Here is a 17,011-nt window from a genome sequence, read left to right on the forward strand (position 1 = left end):
ATTCGTTGTGTTCATTATACCATGAATATTCCGCTGAAAATAGAATCGAAGCACCTGATTCAATGAACACTTCCCTGCAGCAACGCTGTTTATTCGTTGTGTTCATTATACTAGATTCGGTCTCAACTTACAATCGGTTGTTAATTCCATCTCTGGTAATAAAAAACGTGGAAATGACGGAATCAAAGATTCCTATTTCCGCATGTCGCCCGCAAGGCGCGACTTTGCTTCGGTACGTTCTTTGATATTCCTCATTTGACATGCCTCCATTGCTGCCTGGTCAAACAGGTAATCTGTTCCGTCCTAATATCTCCCATTAAAGGCCAAGGCTTGTCCTTTTCTGTGTGATGGAATTTAAAACCGCATTTCTCCTGAACCCTTTTAGATTTATCGTTCCCCTCAAAATAGCCACACCAGATGTTTCTAACGCCCAACCTGTCAAAGCCATATTGGATCAAAGCCTCCGCCGCCTCTGGAATCAGTCCTTGCCCCCAAAAGGGTACGCCAATCCAGTAACCCAGTTCCACATCGTCGGATCCGATATCCAAATTACTATGTTCACTGGACATGAGACTGATGCTTCCAACTGCTTCTTGCATTTCTTTTAGAACAACCGCAAAAGAATTCTCCGCTGACAATACGTCTTTGATAATTTCTCTGCTGTGATCCACGCTGGTATGAACCGGCCATCCAGCAATAGGTCCGACATTTGGGTCTTTCGCATATTTATATAGGCTCTCTGCATCACATTCTTCCCAAGGACGCAAAATCAGCCGCTTCGTCTCTAATATCATGTTTCACCCTCCAATTCCTTCGTTTTCTTTATCTGCCCTGTGTTCTTTACAGAACGGCCTCACTGATTAGAAGTTTACCATACCTTTCAAGGAAAGTCATGGACCCTTTATAAGAAACTAAATATTTTAGGTCAAATATAGCAGAACTGCGAAAGCACAAACACATCGTAGACGACGATGAACTTATTATCTTTCAACCGAACGAAAAAAGCCGCCCTGCAAGCAGGACAGCTTTTTTAAGATATAGGAAGTTGCGCTGTAAGCAAATCTGTATACCTCAAAGAACGTACCTTTCAAAGTGTGTCCATTTACGGGCGGCATGAGCGTCTAGGAACCTTTGATCCCGTCATGCACTCGTTTTATATATAGATTATTGAATGTCTGCAGGTGTTTGTTTCTGCTTTACATCATGCTTTGATAAAAAATTGATAAATGGCAGCATGCCAATCAGACAACCAACGATAGCGGGCAAAATCCAGCCTACCCCAAGATCAAAGAACGGCAATTTGGCAACCAAATCACCCATAGACCCTGTAGAAATTCCTGCTGTCTTCAAGCCGTCAAAAACACCGATCACAAAGGCAAAGAACATACCTAAAGCGTAAGCTTCGTGTTTACGGCCAATAACTTTTTTAGCAAATGAAAGCAGTACCAATGTAATTGCCGGCGGATATACCATCACTAAAGCCGGTAAGGTGAACGTAATCATCGTCGTCAGCCCAACGTTAGAAATAGCAAAGCTGAATACGCACACGCTGGTCAAAATCGCTCTGTAAGACAGCTTGGGAAATATTTCGTGAAAATAGTCCGAAAAAGAGGTAGCCAAGCCAATTGACGTAGTCAGGCAGGCTAGTAAAACTGCCAGACCGAGTACAGCGTTGCCGCCTGTTCCAAGAAGCCTGTACACCACAAAAGCCAAAATCTGTCCTCCATTTCCATACACGCCGTCTTCCATGGAAGTCTGTGCCCCGACAAAGCCCAGCGCAAGATATACCACGCCCAAGCCAATTCCCGCGAGAATTCCCGCCATCAAAGTGTATCTCACGATGCTCTTTGACTCAGTAACGCCCATATCCCGGATGGCATTGATGACGACAATAGCAAATGCCAAGGCAGCCAGCCCATCTAAAGCGAGATAACCTTCGACCATACCTTTAAAGAACGGCATCTCAGCATACTCGCCTTTCGGCGCGCCGATTTGGCCCACCGGATTGATTACGCTGACAATAAAGATAACCGCAATAGAAATCAATAGAATCGGCGTCAGAACTTTCCCCACAATATCTACAATTCGGCTGGGATTCAGACATAAAATAAAGGTAATGCCGAAAAACAATGCTGTAAAGACAACGGATGAAACAATGCCGGCCCCTTCTCCCAGAAAAGGAATCGCTGCAATTTCATAAGATACCGTTCCTGTCCTCGGCAGAGCAAACAGCGGCCCAATCAGAAGATAGATGGTCATACCTACGAATATGGAAAACTTTGGGCCGACCAGGCTGGCTAAATCGTCAAGCTTGGTTCCCACCAAAACAATAGCGGCAATTCCCAGTATTGACAGGCCTGCATCTGTAACCACAAACCCCAGCGTCCCCTGAAAGAAATTTTCACCGCCCAGATAACCCAGCATCGGCGGAAAAATCATATTTCCCGCACCAAAAAACATGGCAAACAGCATTAAAGATATTGAAATAATCTTTCCTGTGCCTAACTTCTCATGATTCAATTTTTCCCTCTCCTTTGATTGTCATATTCTAACAGAATACGACACGATAAAAATACGCAGATGTCTTAACATTCTGCGTATTTATCCTTCTAATTATTCAGCATCTTCTGCAGGTTCTTCAAATACAGTTTCATCTGCTGCATCTAAAGTTTCTTTGATGCTTAAGCTGATTCTCTTTCTCTCTCTGTCGATTTCTAAAATCTTGGCCTGGGCTTCCTGGCCGATTGAAAGTTCATCAGCAATGTTAGTCACTCTCTTGTGAGCAACTTCTGAGATATGAACAAGACCGTCTAAACCTGGCTCAAGTTCTACGAATGCACCGTATTCCTTGATCTGAACGACTTTTCCGCTTACTACCTGTCCAACTTCGTACTTTTCGTCGATGACAGACCATGGTTCTGGAATTGTCTGTTTCAGGCCCAATGAAATCTTGCCTTTTTCTTCGTTCATAGATAGAATCTTAACCTTTACAGTATCTCCAATCTGAAGAACTTCCTGAGGATGTTTCAGTTTACCCCATGAAATCTCTGAGATATGTAACAGTCCGTCGATTCCGCCAAGATCAACAAAAGCACCGTAATCTGTGAATCTCATTACTGTACCTTCTACGATATCATCTACGTGAAGGCCTTCCCAGATTGCAGCAATCTTCTTCTGCTTTTCTTCGTTGAGAACGATTTTGTGTGAGAATACAGCTCTACCTCTCTTCTGGTCAACTCTAGTCACCTTGACATCCAGAGTCTGTCCCATAAATTCGTCAGCGTTTTCTACAAACTTATCTGACAGCTGTGATAGAGGAATAAAGCCAGTAACTTCTTTATAAGCTGCAATAACGCCGCCGTTAACCTGCTTGACAACTTTTACAGTTATGATCGTTTTATTTTCAAGAGCTTCATTAATTTCATTCCAATGCTCATTTATTTCTAGCTTTTTCTTTGAAAGTAAGATTCCACCGTCTCCGTCATCAGTCTTGATAACCTTTGCCTGGATCTCATCGCCCTCTTTAAATAAATCAGTCAGTTTCTGTCCTTCCTCTAAAGTAATTTCTTCCACAGGAAGAATTCCGTCCTTTTTGCAACCCATGTTTACGATGACTTCTCTGTCAGTTACTTGATGTACTTTACCGTCAACGATTTCGCCAGTGCGAGGTAGTCTTAAAGACGCGTCGATTTCATCCATGAAATCTTCCATTGAATTTTTTTCGTTAGTGATCATTTCACTCATGTTAGCAATAACCTCCTTAATTACGCATTCAGGTGTTGAGGCACCTGCTGCAACTCCTATTTTATTACATTTTCGCAATTGTTTCAATGGTAAATCTTTAATATTTTCAATAAAAAAGGAATTATTGCAGTTTTTTTTGGAAATTTCGTACAATTTCCTCGTATTCGAGCTGTTTTTTCCGCCGACGATGACCATAGCCTCTACTTTTTTTGATAGCTGTTCACAGGATTCTTGACGTTCCTTTGTCGCATTGCAGATCGTATTGTTGATTTCCATCTCCATATTCTTCGATTTGACAACCTGAATTATCTCATCCAGCAGCTCCTTTTTTATGGTAGTCTGGCAGACAAGAAAAAGATTTTCTCCCATGATCGCGTCTGCTTCTTCTTTGGAGTTAACGATTAAGGCAGTATTATCACACCATCCGTTAATGCCTGTCACTTCGGGATGCGCCCGATCACCGACGATCACTATTTTCTTCCCCTGCTTATGGGCTTCATAAACGAGCTGATGAATTTTATTGACAAAAGGACAAGTTGCATCGACCACTTCAAGACCTTTTTTGGCTGCATCATCAAAAAAGCGTTTCGTCTCGCCGTGGGATCTGACGATGACCACATCACCCCTTTGGGCCTGCTCTGGCTCATAGATGATACCAACCCCCTGCGATGCTAAATGATCGATGACAAATTGGTTGTGGATCAAAGGACCACAGGTATAAATTTTTTTATCCTTGTTGTTGTATATCTGCTGTTCTGTCTTTTCAATTGCTTGTTTGACCCCAAAGCAAAATCCTGAATTCTCTGCTCTAATGATTTCTGCCATACTTTTCCTCTAGACTTTCTAAGAATTTTTTAAATGAACCTTCCGATCCATTGGCTGTCGGTTCGTAATATTTTACTTTTTCTTGGTACAGGTTGTCCGGCAGGTATTGCTGCTGCACATATCCGCCATAAGCGTGAGGATACTTGTAGTCTCTGCCGAGGCCCATCTCCTTTGCCCCTTTGTAATGGGAGTCTTTGAGATGATCCGGCACGTCATCGATTTTTCTTGACCTAAGATCTTCTTTCGCCTTTTGATAAGCCATAAAAGCCGCGTTTGACTTCGGCGCCGATGCCAGAAGAATCACTGCCTGGGCCAGGTTTATAGAAGCTTCCGGATAACCTACCATCAAAGCAGCTTGCACGCAGCAAGTGACAATAGAAATTGCAGACGGATAAGCCATACCGATATCTTCACTAGCCATGACCATCAGCCGGCGCCCCAGCATCTGTATGTCTGCGCCGCCATCTACCAACCTGGCGAAATAGTGAATCGCAGCATCCGGATCACTGCCGCGGACTGATTTTTGCAGGGCGGACAATAGATTATAACGATCGTCGCCCTTGTCATAGAAGCCAATTTTTCGCTGCATGGCTTCTGCAACCATCTCTTTCGTCATGGTCTCTGTCAAGTCCAGATTGTCGACGATAAAACCCAGAGTATCCAGTGAAACTCTGCCATCGCCGCCTGCCAGGTTGGCCAAAATATCCAAAGCCTCTTCATCGTACTGGATATGTAGATTGCCAAAGCCTTTTTCTGTGTCGTTCAGTGCACGAAGCAGCATCTTCTTAATATTGCCGTTGTCCAGCCGTTTAAATTCATAGATATTTCTTACCCGGCTGAGGATCGCGTTATTGATAGAAAAATATGGATTCTCCGTGGTGCTGCCGATGAATTTAATTACCCCTTCTTCCAGTGCCTTGAGGAGAGAGTCCTGCTGCAGCTTGTTCCATCTGTGAAACTCGTCGATATACACATAGGTCGTCCTGCTTTCTAAACCATAAAATCGCATTTTGGCACTTTCAAGCAATTCTTTCAGTTCCTTTGTTCCCGTCGTCGATGCATTGATTTCTGTAAAACTGCTGTCCATCTCTTTGGCGATGATTCTGGCCAAAGTCGTCTTTCCCGTACCCGATGGTCCGAAGAAAATAGCTGAATCAAAAGTTTTGTTCTTTATTGCATTATAAAGCAATGATCCTTTATACATAAAATGTTCTTGTCCGACAAAATCTTCCAGATTATCTGGCCTCATCCTCGTTGATAATGGTATCATGGGTGTTCCTCTTTCTCATTTAATCACGGTTATGAATACATCTGACACCTCACTAGAGTCTGTGTTTTTCAGTTTTTCTACTGCTTCGTCTTTGGTGCTCACGATGGGACTAATAACCTTGTACTTTCCGTCGATTTCTTTAATCTTAGAATCAATGCCTTCATCCTCTAACTTAGACACCAGCTCTTCTGCCTTTGCTTCTGTGCTGAATAGACCAAACTGAAGGGCATAACCCTTGTCTTCACTATCAGAACTGTCGCTGTCATCGTCTTCATTATCTTTAGCATTGTCCTTTTTTTCGTCCTGCTGCGCCTGAGACGTTTTCTTAGACTCGTCCTTATCCGCTGTATCTTCATCGTCCGTCGAATCACCGCTTCGGTCGAGTACTGCCGTCAATTTTGACGGGAGATCCAGTTTCAGAACTTCCGTATCGTACCCGAGAAGTGGAGCGATGACAAATCGAGCTGTCAAGTATCCGCATATTACCGCTATAATCATTATACCAATAATACCTAAGAATTTCATCCCAGAATTTCTTCTCTGGTTCCTGTACCTTCTGATTCTTCTTCTATTCACTTCGATGCCTCCAAAATTCTTTTATTATAACATGAATAATCCTTTGAGAATTTAATCTCTCGTCATGATTCAATGATTCCTACCTTGCGGCTGACGCCGATAGATTAGGGAATCATTACAGCATATGCGCCAAAGAAAAAAGTAGACATCTTCTCAAAAAAAAGTTATAATGAAACCGTATTAATTTAATCAGTCGAGTTCCCTATTTATGAATATCGATTTCCATTACTTTAATATAAATATTCATAGGAGGAAGCACGATGGAAGACAAGACTTTAATCTGTCAGGACTGTGGATGTGAATTCACTTTCACTGTGGGCGAACAGGAATTTTACAAAGAAAAAGGCTTCGATAATGAGCCGAAAAGATGCAAGGTTTGCAGAGACAAGAAAAAAGCTGAAAAAAGAAATTTTAGATAAGCTTAAGCAAAAGACTGCTTCTTCCGAAACAGTCTTTTTTGATGTTCATTTCACCCCGCAGAGGTAAACCTCCTTGCGCAGCTTCTCTAAGTGATGAATCACAGCTTTGCTGCCAAAGGTGTCCTTTCGGATAAAGGCTATTGCATCATCCAGGTATTCCTTACCCTCTTCATGGGCAGTTTCTTTCAATTCTTCCAAAAGAAACGCGATTTTATCCGCCATCGAAATGTCCTGCTTTTCTGGTATGAAGACTAACTTGGCCTGATGCAGCCCTTTTTGTACGAGGATACGATCCCTATTGATTTCGTATTCATTGGGAAAGATATAGTGGCGCTGTGCATCGTCTATGCCCAAAAGAAGCGACAATACGATACTCAAAATATCTTCTGTATCAATTTCCTTGAGACTGGACAGTTTACAGCAGCCCTCCGTCTGATAGCTGGCTATGACATTCTCCTCCGTTTTGATGAATGCCGCAGGTAAGAAGAGCTTGCAAGTCTTGAGGGTCAACATATCCATAATGTAGTTCTCTAGTTTGTGATTCTCATATATTATCTCAATGTTTGCAGTCATTTCAGACACCTCCGCACTTATAACAAGGGGTATACCCTTTCTTCTCTGCTTCCTCTTTTTCAATCTCAATATAATACTTATCTATCGTTCTGCAGCCTGAAAGATGATAAACCTCCCCGCTCGCACGAAAGCAGAATACGGGGCTGCCAACCAGGGCATCTTTTGCTTCGCACAATTTACACGGGGTATATTTTTTCTTCGTATCTTGTGATAAATATACCATTTGACAGTTAGACTTTACATAGGTGCAGCTTCGATTATGATACCGTTTTCCCCACTCAGGGAAGATATATACAATATGGGATTCCTTTTCTTCCTCGAACTCCTTCTTCTCTGCAGGCGCTTCTTTCTGCAAATGTCCGCTAAATGCTCTGGCTGTTATCTTTCCGTTATACGTAACAGAACTAAACAATCCTAAGGGATTTTTCTCTTGAAAGTTCACATGGAAGTCCAAGGATATCAAATGATCAATGCCCTTTGCCGTATAGAGATAACGATAAAAACTAGTCTGATACGTGTTGAGATTCTGATTTTCTTTATAAATTCTATGCTTGACGGCAGCTGGTAATGCGGCCGGATTCTTGCGAAAGGCAGTTTTAATACATTCCAGATGCGTTTCATCCGCTACGGCGTAATTTACATTTTCGCAAGTAGCGATGATAGGTATGATGGACATCAGCATAACCACAGCCATGATAAAAATTGGAATTACGATGACGGATTCCACAATATAACTGCCCTTTTTAGTATTCTTTAACCACAACATGTTCTACTCCGTTTACTTTCATGAGAAAGCGCAGGCCGCCGCTGTATTCCTTCAGGGAAAAAGTACGGTAATACAGGTACTTCATGTTAATCTGTATCAAATCCATAATCCGCAAAAGACGAACCCGCTCATCCACAGCATAGGTAAAGAGGCTGAGAAAATCTTCGTAGGTTTGGCCTTGATCCACTCCCGTATATACGTATTTATCACTGGTATTAGCAACGACAGAATCAAGGTCTATTGCCCAGGTGGCTTCACTTTTCATCAAAGGTACTTTGTGAAGATCAACTAATAGTTTATAGTCGTTAATGCTCTCGGCTAATGCCCATGCCGCCAGCAGCGCTTTTTGAGTTGCAATCGCTGCCGGACCCGGCGTCAGAAGCTGAGCCGCTGCCATAGCTTCTGCGCTTTTCTTTGGGTCTTTGTTAAGATAGACAAAGTTAAGGGCCTCCCTCACTGCAATGATTTTATTTCTTATTGATCTGGCGTTAGCGGCATCAGACGACTTTCCACAGATGATATACTCAATTTCATTCTGGAAAAAGGTCTTCCCTAAATCTTTAGAATTTGACTGCTCTTTGAAATATGCAAAGATGTATTGTTTTTCAAAGAGTTCGTCTCCTGTTTTTTTCATAACGTCTGCAAAGGAATCAGCATTTTTCAGCATGTCTGTTATTTTACTTACTGAAATGCTCTTCGATGAGCCGGACGAAGGCAAGTTCGACAAAATCACTTGATTGCGAATCGTCCCTGGTTCCAATTCTCCGGCAGACTCTATTTCTTTTGACGGCTTTATAAACTTCTCGGTAGCCGCTATGATTCCCGCCTTGATAATTTGCTTTTTCATTACATCTGCATTGGCAAGGGAATATTCGTATAAGCTGGAGGAAACGCCTTCGTAGTCTATGTATTTCTTCTCTTCAAAAGATTCCTTTGCATAGAAATCCAGTTTTTTATTGACATCCGATGGTAATCCATAAAATCCAAAGATGTTATAGCGTTTCTGTAAATTCAAATCATACTCTGCCAGTATGGAATTGCCCCAGACACTAGCAAGAGCATCTGTGGAACCATTGACTGCTATTTTTTTAGAAACATCTATAAAGATGAAGATCATGGAGACCAGTGTCACAAAGAAAATCATGACAAAAACCGTGACAGATCCCTTCCTCTTTTTGATATCTATTCCCTTGCTCATTGCATCATTTCTCCTGCCCGAATCAGATCTGCTTCGTTGATCCTATAAATTCTGCCCGCAAGTTTCTTACTCATGACCATGCTGACGACGCCGCCTATCTCCGATGAGGTTTCTTCTGTTTTATTTTCGATTTCGAAGATAGCCTTGCTGTACATCGCATCTTGTATCAACTGTTTGTGCAGACTGACTTGCGTGTTCAAGCAGGAAAAATAGTAAACGATCAATAATATCAGGCTCAAAATGGTCAGAATTAAAATCGGCAGCACCATTACCGCTTCGACGATTTCCTCACCTCTCTTATTCATCTCATCCGTTAAGTCCTTTAAAAGTATTATCGACAAACTCTGTGATCTCAGTTTTAAAAATCAGTCCTAGAGCCACTGCAAGTGCAATTAAGATAGCCACTTGGACTAATTCCATTCCTTTCTTACTTTTCAGCATTTCTATCCCTCCTATCTACATCTCCATTATGGCCGGCGCGGCCGTAATCAATATTAAAACTAAAAGCAATAAAGCCAGTGGAAAAGTCAGTTTTGTTTCGGCAATGCGACCCTTTTCCTCTGCAATTTTTTTTCTCTGGGTCCATAGAATATCACTCTCAGATTCCAGTTTTTCTGTCAAATTTACCCCTTTATATTGATTGTCGGTAATGATACTCGTAATTCTCGTGAATTCTTTGATTGCAAGCCGCTTTCCGTAATCATCCAATACTGTGACAAGGCTGTTGCCTGCCAGGGTTGATTTTTTCTTAATCTCTGCAATCATCTCTGTAAAAAAAGTCTTTTCGTCTTGTCGCCTTTCATACCCCTCTGCAATTCGTCCAAAAGCGTCATAAAAAATGAGTCCGCTGTTTAGAAGGAGCAGCAGTTGGTTATTAAAGCCAGGCAAAGATTTGCGGACGACCTCCGCTTTACGTTTCTCCAGGCTGTGTTTTTTCTGCAGGCTGTCTTTGTAAAGCAAAAACATGATTAGTGGAAAAAGCAAGCATGCTGCAAAGGAAGGTCTGTTCCTTTCTCTGTACCAAAGGATGTGCGTTCCATCCTCAAGACGGCTGGGAAGTCTGACTCTCTCCTCGCCGCTCTGTTCGAGTTCACTGGCAAGAGATTTAATTTGTGCCATAAGCTGTTCTTCCTCACTCATGCTCTCTGCCTTCCTGCTGGCGGCTTTTTCTTTGCCGGAAAGAGAGAGTATCAAGTTTTGCTCCGTTTGCAGGCTGCCGCGGACGGCTTTCACTTTCACGGGTACAGACAGAACTTCATCGGCATCTTCTCTAGCAATGGCTATAATCCGCCCATTTTCATCCGTGATATAACTGCCAGATCTGCTGAAAAAGCTGGCAATCTGTAGCACTGTTATCAGCAATACTGCTGCCAGAACGAGCAAGGTCGTTTTTCTATTATCTCTGCAAAATTTCAGAAATTCTCTCCATTTCGCTTTTATTTCAGACTTCAATGCTAGTAATCCTTTCTATCATAAAATAGGCGATAACGATTGCTGCAAGGGCCAGACTCATTAGAATTCTGCCTGCAGCAGTAGAGTACATGACCTGCAGATAGTCAGGAGACATGATTTGCAGGAAGAGAATGATTGCCACCGGCATAATGGTAATAATTCTTCCCTCATACTTTTTCTGCATAACCATGGCCTTAATTTCTCTTTCAATATTTATTTTTTCACCTATTACGGTTGCGGCTTTGTTGACTGCCGAAACCAGATTTCCGCCGGTCTCTCGGCAAGCTCTGAAAACTTCTGTAAAATCCTCTACATCTTCCAATGCGGCCCTTCTGGCAAAGTCCTCTATGACTGCAAGATCACTCTCGCCAGTTTCTTTCATTTTTCGGATCATATCCTTTACTTCACCAAGAAGTTCACTGTCGCCGCCGTAAATATCCCGCAGACTTTCTTCTGCTTCTTCAAGCGCCTCCGCCATATGCCTGCCTGTAGCTAAAGACGCTGATAAACTGTACAGCAAATCTCTGAACTGGAGCAGAAGTGCAGCTTTTCGTCTTTCTGCCAAATAGTCGCAATACATCTTTTCCGCTCTGTAATAGATCAGCGGATACAGCAACAGCGGAATAAAGGATGCGTAAAACACATAGCTGGCTCCCAGCACTGCACAGAAAAGTATGATAGAAAATCGCAGCCGTTCCTTTTTCGAAGGCCTATAGACGCTATAATCTGCAATCATCATCCATTCCCTTCAGAAGCAGTTTTCCTCTGCTGCGAATCCTGTTGCCTGTACTGACTAGCTCCATATCACCGTCCAGCGCAAATAACGGATTGAGAACATACTTTCCATTTTCAAAATCCAGCAGTTCTTGCACCTCGATAACTCTTCGATTGCCATTTTCCAAGCGGCCTAAATGTACCATGATATCGATCCCCTCCACAATCTGGGCTCTGATAGCGTCCATGGGAATTTGGGCTGACATCAAATACATCGCCTCCAGACGTCTGAGCATACCGGCTACAGAATTTCCGTGGCCAGTCGACATACTTCCATCGTGGCCAGTATTCATCGCCTGCAGCATATCGGCTACTTCTCGGCCTCTGACTTCTCCAACGATGATTCGATCAGGCCGCATCCGCAGGCTGGTCTTGATCAGCATATCCATCGAAATCTGCCCCTGTCCCATAGTATTCGCATTATGGCATTCCATCTGAACCAGATTTTCAATCCTTTCTAGCTGCAGCTCCGTAGAGTCTTCAATGACGATGACCCTTTCTTCCTGGGGAATATAGTCAGACAACGCATTGAGAAAAGTTGTCTTTCCAGAGGACGTACCTCCACTGACAAAAATATTATAACCGCATTCCACGAGAGTTTTGAGGAAATCAGCACACTCACGAGTCAGAGTACCATGTCCCACCATTTCATCGATGGTAATCCGATCTTTAGAAAATTTTCTTATAGTCAGAACAGGTCCGTCCACAGCAACGTTTTTGTAGACTGCATTGACACGAGAACCGTCTGCCAGTCTTGCATCGAGTATCGGATTCATTTCATTGATTTCCCTATGTACGCCGGCAGCAATATTTCTGATAATTTCTTCCAACTCCTCTGTGGAGTCAAAGCAGTCAAAGACAAAACCGATTCCATCGCTATCCTCAAAGAAAAAGTGATCCTTTCCGTTAACCATGATTTCATTAATAGATTCGTCATTGATATAAGGTTCCAGCATCCCCAGTTTGCTTCTAGTCTTAGCATACACCTTTTTGATCAGTTCCTCATACTCCTGCAGTTCCAGGTCATAGTCGTCGTCTAAGACTGTGTCTTCAATTAATTCCATGGCCTCAAGGGTCTGCAGATTATCGTTCAACGCTAGGATTTTATCTTTCACACATTGAATCTGCTCTTCTAATATCTCTTTATTTGTCTGTAACACTTTAAATATCCTCCGCAATTCTTTTCGCTATGGCTGCAATTTCAACGCCATAATTCCTCGACAAGTCAACGTTTAGTACCCCTTCTTTTTGGTCTAGCTGAACAGCTTCCGGGTCTTTAGAAATCCATATTTCTTCATCAGATTCTTGGCGCCAATCGTCTCCAGCAAAATTCTCTATGACTAAAAGCTTCGATCCGTCTGCTTTTTTCCTTATTGCCTGGGAAATGTTTTCATAATAAGCTGCAGGTTCATGATTCTGCCAGCGGTGAACAAATACGACTAGATTTGAATTTTCTAAGACGGTCTTATTCTCCCTGCTAAGATGGCTGCCTATGTCAAGCAGAAGATAATCGTACTCGCCCAGCCCATCCACTTTTTTTAAAAGTTGTGACATCAAGGCAGGTTTGATATCGTTAAAATAAGCGTTCATCACGCCGGTGTTTATGTAATCGAATTCCTCTTCCTTCGTGATAAAGCTCTCTAAGGGAAAATCTTTTCCGGTATCGATATAATAGAGCAGCTTCAGCAGACTGGTACTGCCATCACTTTTGAGATATTTCTTCGAATCATCTATGGGACAGAGATTCAGATAAAGAATCCGACTGCCATAGGTGCGATACAGCATCTTTGCTGCGGAAATGCATATCATTGTGGTCCCGCTCCCGCCGGCGTCAGAGGCAAAAGTCAGCAAGCGGCATTTACTTGTCCCTCTGTATTCCAGAACTCGACCTGTCATTTTAAAATAAATAAAAAGCAGGTCATCTATCAAGCTGCGGCTTTCCTCATATTGGAAAAGCCGATAGGGAGTGGCGTCTCGCTGTTTCAGTTCCTGATTCTGCACCAGCTGTACAACTTTCGGATTGTCACTTTCCCTAGACGACAGAATCATATCCAGTTCTTCTTTTGAATCCATATTGTTGATAAGAACAAAATGGATCGTCCTGCTTTCCCTGGCAAGTCCAATTGCCAAGGCTCTGGCAAAGACTCTGTCGTCGTGATAAATGCCTACTTTAATTATTTCCATATTCTTCCTCCTTTCTCTGAGGATAGAATATCATTTTTGTAAAAATATGTCAACCATATTTTTCTATTTTTTTAGTTTTTTGCTAGTTCTTTCAACTTTGCCAATGCGTCATTCAGCCCGCCAATTTCGTTGACTAGTCCCATTTTCACTGCATCTGGTCCGAAGAGAACGGTACCCACATCGTTAGACATGTTTCCAGTCTGGTTCATCTTTGCTTCTACGTCCTCTTTGACAGCGTTGGAATGCTCCACGATAAAATCTACTACGCGCTCCTGTGTCCTTCTCATATACTCGAATGTTGCGTCTGCCGTAATCAATGTTCCGCTGGTTCTGATCGGATGCATGGTCATAGTCGCAGTCTTTGCAACAAAAGAATAATTTGAGGATACTGCCAACGGAATGCCGATGCTATGACCGCCTCCAATGACCAGTGTCACTGTCGGTTTGGAGAGAGAGGCAATCAGCTCCGCTAAAGCCAGTCCTGCTTCTACGTCACCGCCTACGGTATTTAAAATCAGCAGCAGCCCTTTGATTTCTGGGTTCTCCTCTACTGCAACCAGTTGAGGGATCAGGTGCTCATACTTTGTCGTCTTGTTGTCAGTAGGAAGCGCCGTATGTCCCTCAATACTCCCTATGATATTGATATACTGGAAATCACTTTTAAAAGTACTGCCGGTTGACAACAGACCTAATTCTTTAATCAAATCTACAGATTCTGTATCTTTTTCTTCACCTGTACTCTTTTTTTCTTTTTCTTCACTCATATCTTTCGCCCTTTCATCGTAAAATTTAAGTATATTATTTGCAAAGGATGTGTGATTTATGCTGTTAAGCGAAATTGGCGATAAAGAAGTCATCGATTTGACGAAAGGAAGCCGCCACGGATCATTTTGGGACGCAGAAATGCTCTTTAACGAAAGCGACGGAAAAATTAAAGCGCTGCTGGTACCCAATCTTCAAGGAAAAAGCAGGTTCTCCAGTGCTCATGATACCATGCAGCTGCCATGGGAATCCATCGTAAAAATTGGCGAGGATATCATTATTTTCAGATCTTGATAAAAAAAAGATTGACAAATTCTAAAACTGGGTATACAATTCGTGTTAGTTGAAAAGTACATAAAATGATCTTCAGGGCAGGGTGAAATTCCCGATCGGCGGTATAGTCCGCGAGCGCTTTAGCGCAAGATTTGGTGAGATTCCAAAACCGACAGTATAGTCTGGATGGAAGAAGATAGAAACAAAAGTGATATGTTTTTGTTTACTTAATTTATTTGCTCTGGAATTTTTATATTTCCAGAGCTTATGTTTTTTGTAGAGAACAGTAATTTTTGTTATGACCTGCGATTCTTTTTAGACGAATTGACATGGTACATAGAACAATACCCGCCCTGAAACCCATCGGTTTCAGGGTATTTATTTTTGCAGATATATTTAGCCGGCATTTGCCGCCGCTGCACTTTGAAAATGCTCCCGCATAAGGAGGTACTGTCATGAGCAATAGAAAATACATGGAGCTGGCAATAGAGCTGGCAGAAAAAGCAAGAGGATTTACCAATCCCAACCCTTTGGTGGGCGCAGTTATCGTAAAAGAAGACCGCATCATCGGTCGTGGTTATCATGAAAAATACGGACAGCTTCACGCTGAGAGGAACGCGCTGGCCTCATGTACAGAAGATCCGAAAGGCGCTGTCATGTACGTCACCCTGGAACCCTGCTGTCACTACGGCAAGACGCCGCCATGCACGGAGGCGATCATCGCAGGTGGCCTGTCAAAGGTTTTTATCGGCTCGCGTGATCCTAATCCCCTCGTCAGCGGTAAAGGGGTCAAAATGCTCCAGGATGCCGGTATCGAGGTAACGACAGATTTTATGAAAGAGGAATGTGATGCTTTAAATCCGGTGTTTTTTCACTTTATCACCCATCAGACGCCCTATGTGGTCATGAAATATGCCATGACTATGGACGGCAAAATTGCCACCGTTACGGGAGCATCAAAATGGATTACTGGTGAAAAAGCGCGGGAAAATGTGCATAGAGACCGGCATCACTATGCGGCCATCATGGCGGGCAAAGGGACAATCATCAAAGACGATCCCCTGCTGACCTGCAGAATAAACGGCGGTAAACACCCCATCCGCATTATCTGCGACAGCCAGCTGACAATCCCTATTACTGCCAAGGTTGTCACTACCACCGCAGAAGCTGCCACCATCATCGCTACTTCCTGCAGGGATAAGGGCAGACAGCAGCCCTACATTGACCAGGGCTGCCGTATCTTAGAAATTCCCCTATCAGCAGATAACCACCTCTCCCTGCCCCATCTGATGAAAGACTTAGCTGCGGACGGCATTGACAGTATTCTGCTGGAAGGCGGCGGGGCCTTAAACTGGTCCGCTTTAGAGGCTGGTATCGTAAACAAAGTACAGACTTATATCGCTCCGAAGATTTTCGGCGGCGAAACGGCCAAGACACCCGTAGCTGGAGTGGGTGTTGCCCTTCCCAGCCAAGCATATCAGCTGGTCAATCCAAAATTCACTGCAATGGGCGACGACATTCTGATAGAAAGCGAGGTATTGCCATGTTCACAGGAATGATAGAAGAAATCGGCACCATAGGCGCCGTCAATAAAATCGCAGCTGCCGCGGTACTCAGTATTCAATGTCAAAAAATATTGGAGGACATCCGTCTGGGAGACAGCATCGCCGTCAATGGCGTCTGCCTGACCGTCACCTCCTTTGATGAAGCCGGTTTCACTGCTGATGTGATGCATGAAACCTTGAACCGGTCCTCTCTCGGTTGTTTAAAGCCGGGCAGTCACGTAAATCTGGAGCGGGCAATGGCTGCCTGCGGCAGATTTGGCGGACATATTGTCAGCGGTCATATCGATGGAACGGGAAAAATCACCAGCCTAAAGAGAGATGCCAATGCAATCTGGTATACGATAACATGTGAAAAACAGCTCCTGCGCTATATTATTGAGAAAGGCTCCATCGCCATTGATGGAATCAGCCTTACGGTAGCCAAGGTCACAAGGGAGACTTTCAGTGTTTCCATTATCCCCCATACTCTGACAGAGACCATCTTGTCAGAAAAAAAAGCAGGCGATACGATCAATTTGGAAAATGACTGCATTGGAAAGTACGTGGAGCGCTTTATGCAGTTTGGAAAGAACGCACAAGAAGAGAGCAAAATTACGGAAAATTTTTTAATAGAAAACGGATTTTAATAGG

19 protein-coding genes and 1 riboswitch are annotated in these 17,011 nt (G+C 43.1%); of the genes, 4 read left to right on the plus strand and 15 right to left on the minus strand.

Translation table 11 applies throughout. The annotated features are described in order from the left end of the window. Nucleotides 1–251: 251 nt before the first annotated feature. From BN6539_RS20270 to BN6539_RS20290, 5 genes are all read right to left on the minus strand, one after another. Nucleotides 252–794 carry a GNAT family N-acetyltransferase gene (locus BN6539_RS20270; RefSeq protein WP_067542529.1) on the minus strand — a complete coding sequence of 181 codons (543 nt, stop codon included), beginning with the start codon at nt 792–794 and terminating at the stop codon, nt 252–254. A gap of 370 nt (nt 795–1,164) precedes the next feature. After that, nucleotides 1,165–2,520, minus strand: coding sequence for a branched-chain amino acid transport system II carrier protein (gene brnQ / locus BN6539_RS20275; protein WP_242869441.1), 1,356 nt, complete (start codon nt 2,518–2,520; stop codon nt 1,165–1,167). 93 nt (nt 2,521–2,613) lie between these two features. Further along, nucleotides 2,614–4,569: a bifunctional 4-hydroxy-3-methylbut-2-enyl diphosphate reductase/30S ribosomal protein S1 gene (locus BN6539_RS20280; RefSeq protein WP_067542532.1), complete on the minus strand. Its 1,956-nt coding sequence runs from the start codon at nt 4,567–4,569 to the stop codon at nt 2,614–2,616. Continuing rightward, nucleotides 4,553–5,839, minus strand: coding sequence for a replication-associated recombination protein A (locus BN6539_RS20285; RefSeq protein WP_067542535.1), 1,287 nt, complete (start codon nt 5,837–5,839; stop codon nt 4,553–4,555). Before BN6539_RS20285 ends, BN6539_RS20280 begins: the two co-directional genes overlap by 17 nt. Nucleotides 5,840–5,854: 15 nt before the next feature. Then, a complete protein-coding gene (locus BN6539_RS20290) occupies nt 5,855–6,415 on the minus strand; it encodes an SPOR domain-containing protein (RefSeq protein ID WP_067542538.1) in 561 nt (186 codons plus the stop codon). 260 nt (nt 6,416–6,675) lie between these two features. Here BN6539_RS20290 and BN6539_RS20295 point away from each other — a divergent pair, with 260 nt between their 5' ends. Then, nucleotides 6,676–6,834, plus strand: coding sequence for a zinc-ribbon domain-containing protein (locus tag BN6539_RS20295; protein WP_067542540.1), 159 nt, complete (start codon nt 6,676–6,678; stop codon nt 6,832–6,834). A 45-nt stretch (nt 6,835–6,879) separates the two neighbouring features. Here the strand turns inward: BN6539_RS20295 and BN6539_RS20300 are convergent, their stop codons facing one another. The 10 genes from BN6539_RS20300 to BN6539_RS20340 form a co-directional block, all read right to left on the minus strand. Further along, a complete protein-coding gene (locus BN6539_RS20300; RefSeq protein ID WP_067542542.1) occupies nt 6,880–7,407 on the minus strand; it encodes a DUF6382 domain-containing protein in 528 nt (175 codons plus the stop codon). A gap of 1 nt (nt 7,408) precedes the next feature. Beyond that, a complete protein-coding gene (locus BN6539_RS20305) occupies nt 7,409–8,173 on the minus strand; it encodes a hypothetical protein (protein WP_067542545.1) in 765 nt (254 codons plus the stop codon). Next, the gene (locus tag BN6539_RS20310) at nt 8,151–9,371 is read right to left on the minus strand and encodes a DUF5702 domain-containing protein (protein WP_067542547.1); all 1,221 of its coding nucleotides are present in this window, start codon (nt 9,369–9,371) and stop codon (nt 8,151–8,153) included. The genes BN6539_RS20305 and BN6539_RS20310 overlap by 23 nt, the downstream gene beginning before the upstream one ends. Beyond that, a complete protein-coding gene (locus tag BN6539_RS20315; protein WP_067542549.1) occupies nt 9,368–9,676 on the minus strand; it encodes a hypothetical protein in 309 nt (102 codons plus the stop codon). Before BN6539_RS20315 ends, BN6539_RS20310 begins: the two co-directional genes overlap by 4 nt. A 1-nt stretch (nt 9,677) precedes the next feature. Then, nucleotides 9,678–9,812, minus strand: a complete 135-nt coding sequence (locus BN6539_RS22040) for a Flp1 family type IVb pilin (RefSeq protein WP_074038149.1) — start codon at nt 9,810–9,812, stop codon at nt 9,678–9,680. A gap of 15 nt (nt 9,813–9,827) precedes the next feature. Then, entirely contained in the window at nt 9,828–10,823 is a 996-nt protein-coding gene (locus BN6539_RS20320; RefSeq protein ID WP_067542551.1) for a type II secretion system F family protein, read from the minus strand. Next, nucleotides 10,813–11,562, minus strand: coding sequence for a type II secretion system F family protein (locus BN6539_RS20325; protein ID WP_067542553.1), 750 nt, complete (start codon nt 11,560–11,562; stop codon nt 10,813–10,815). The genes BN6539_RS20320 and BN6539_RS20325 overlap by 11 nt, the downstream gene beginning before the upstream one ends. Then, a complete protein-coding gene (locus BN6539_RS20330) occupies nt 11,543–12,757 on the minus strand; it encodes a CpaF family protein (protein WP_067542555.1) in 1,215 nt (404 codons plus the stop codon). Before BN6539_RS20330 ends, BN6539_RS20325 begins: the two co-directional genes overlap by 20 nt. A 1-nt stretch (nt 12,758) precedes the next feature. Further along, the gene (locus BN6539_RS20335; RefSeq protein WP_067542558.1) at nt 12,759–13,781 is read right to left on the minus strand and encodes a P-loop NTPase family protein; all 1,023 of its coding nucleotides are present in this window, start codon (nt 13,779–13,781) and stop codon (nt 12,759–12,761) included. 71 nt (nt 13,782–13,852) lie between these two features. Beyond that, nucleotides 13,853–14,545, minus strand: coding sequence for a ClpP family protease (locus BN6539_RS20340; RefSeq protein WP_082907646.1), 693 nt, complete (start codon nt 14,543–14,545; stop codon nt 13,853–13,855). Between the two features lie 58 nt (nt 14,546–14,603). On the opposite strand from BN6539_RS20340, the gene BN6539_RS20345 reads away from it, so the two are divergent. From BN6539_RS20345 to ribE, 3 genes are all read left to right on the plus strand, one after another. Beyond that, nucleotides 14,604–14,837 carry a YlmC/YmxH family sporulation protein gene (locus BN6539_RS20345; RefSeq protein WP_067542560.1) on the plus strand — a complete coding sequence of 78 codons (234 nt, stop codon included), beginning with the start codon at nt 14,604–14,606 and terminating at the stop codon, nt 14,835–14,837. Between the two features lie 64 nt (nt 14,838–14,901). Then, nucleotides 14,902–15,018: riboswitch (FMN riboswitch) on the plus strand. Nucleotides 15,019–15,271: 253 nt separating this feature from the next. Beyond that, nucleotides 15,272–16,375 (plus strand): bifunctional diaminohydroxyphosphoribosylaminopyrimidine deaminase/5-amino-6-(5-phosphoribosylamino)uracil reductase RibD, encoded by a 1,104-nt coding sequence (gene ribD, locus BN6539_RS20350; RefSeq protein ID WP_067542562.1) that lies wholly within the window; start codon nt 15,272–15,274, stop codon nt 16,373–16,375. Next, nucleotides 16,360–17,007, plus strand: coding sequence for a riboflavin synthase (gene ribE, locus BN6539_RS20355; protein WP_067542564.1), 648 nt, complete (start codon nt 16,360–16,362; stop codon nt 17,005–17,007). Before ribD ends, ribE begins: the two co-directional genes overlap by 16 nt. Nucleotides 17,008–17,011: the final 4 nt, after the last annotated feature.

It is taken from the genome of Emergencia timonensis (genome assembly GCF_900086585.1).
Taxonomy (GTDB): domain Bacteria; phylum Bacillota; class Clostridia; order Peptostreptococcales; family Anaerovoracaceae; genus Senimuribacter; species Senimuribacter timonensis.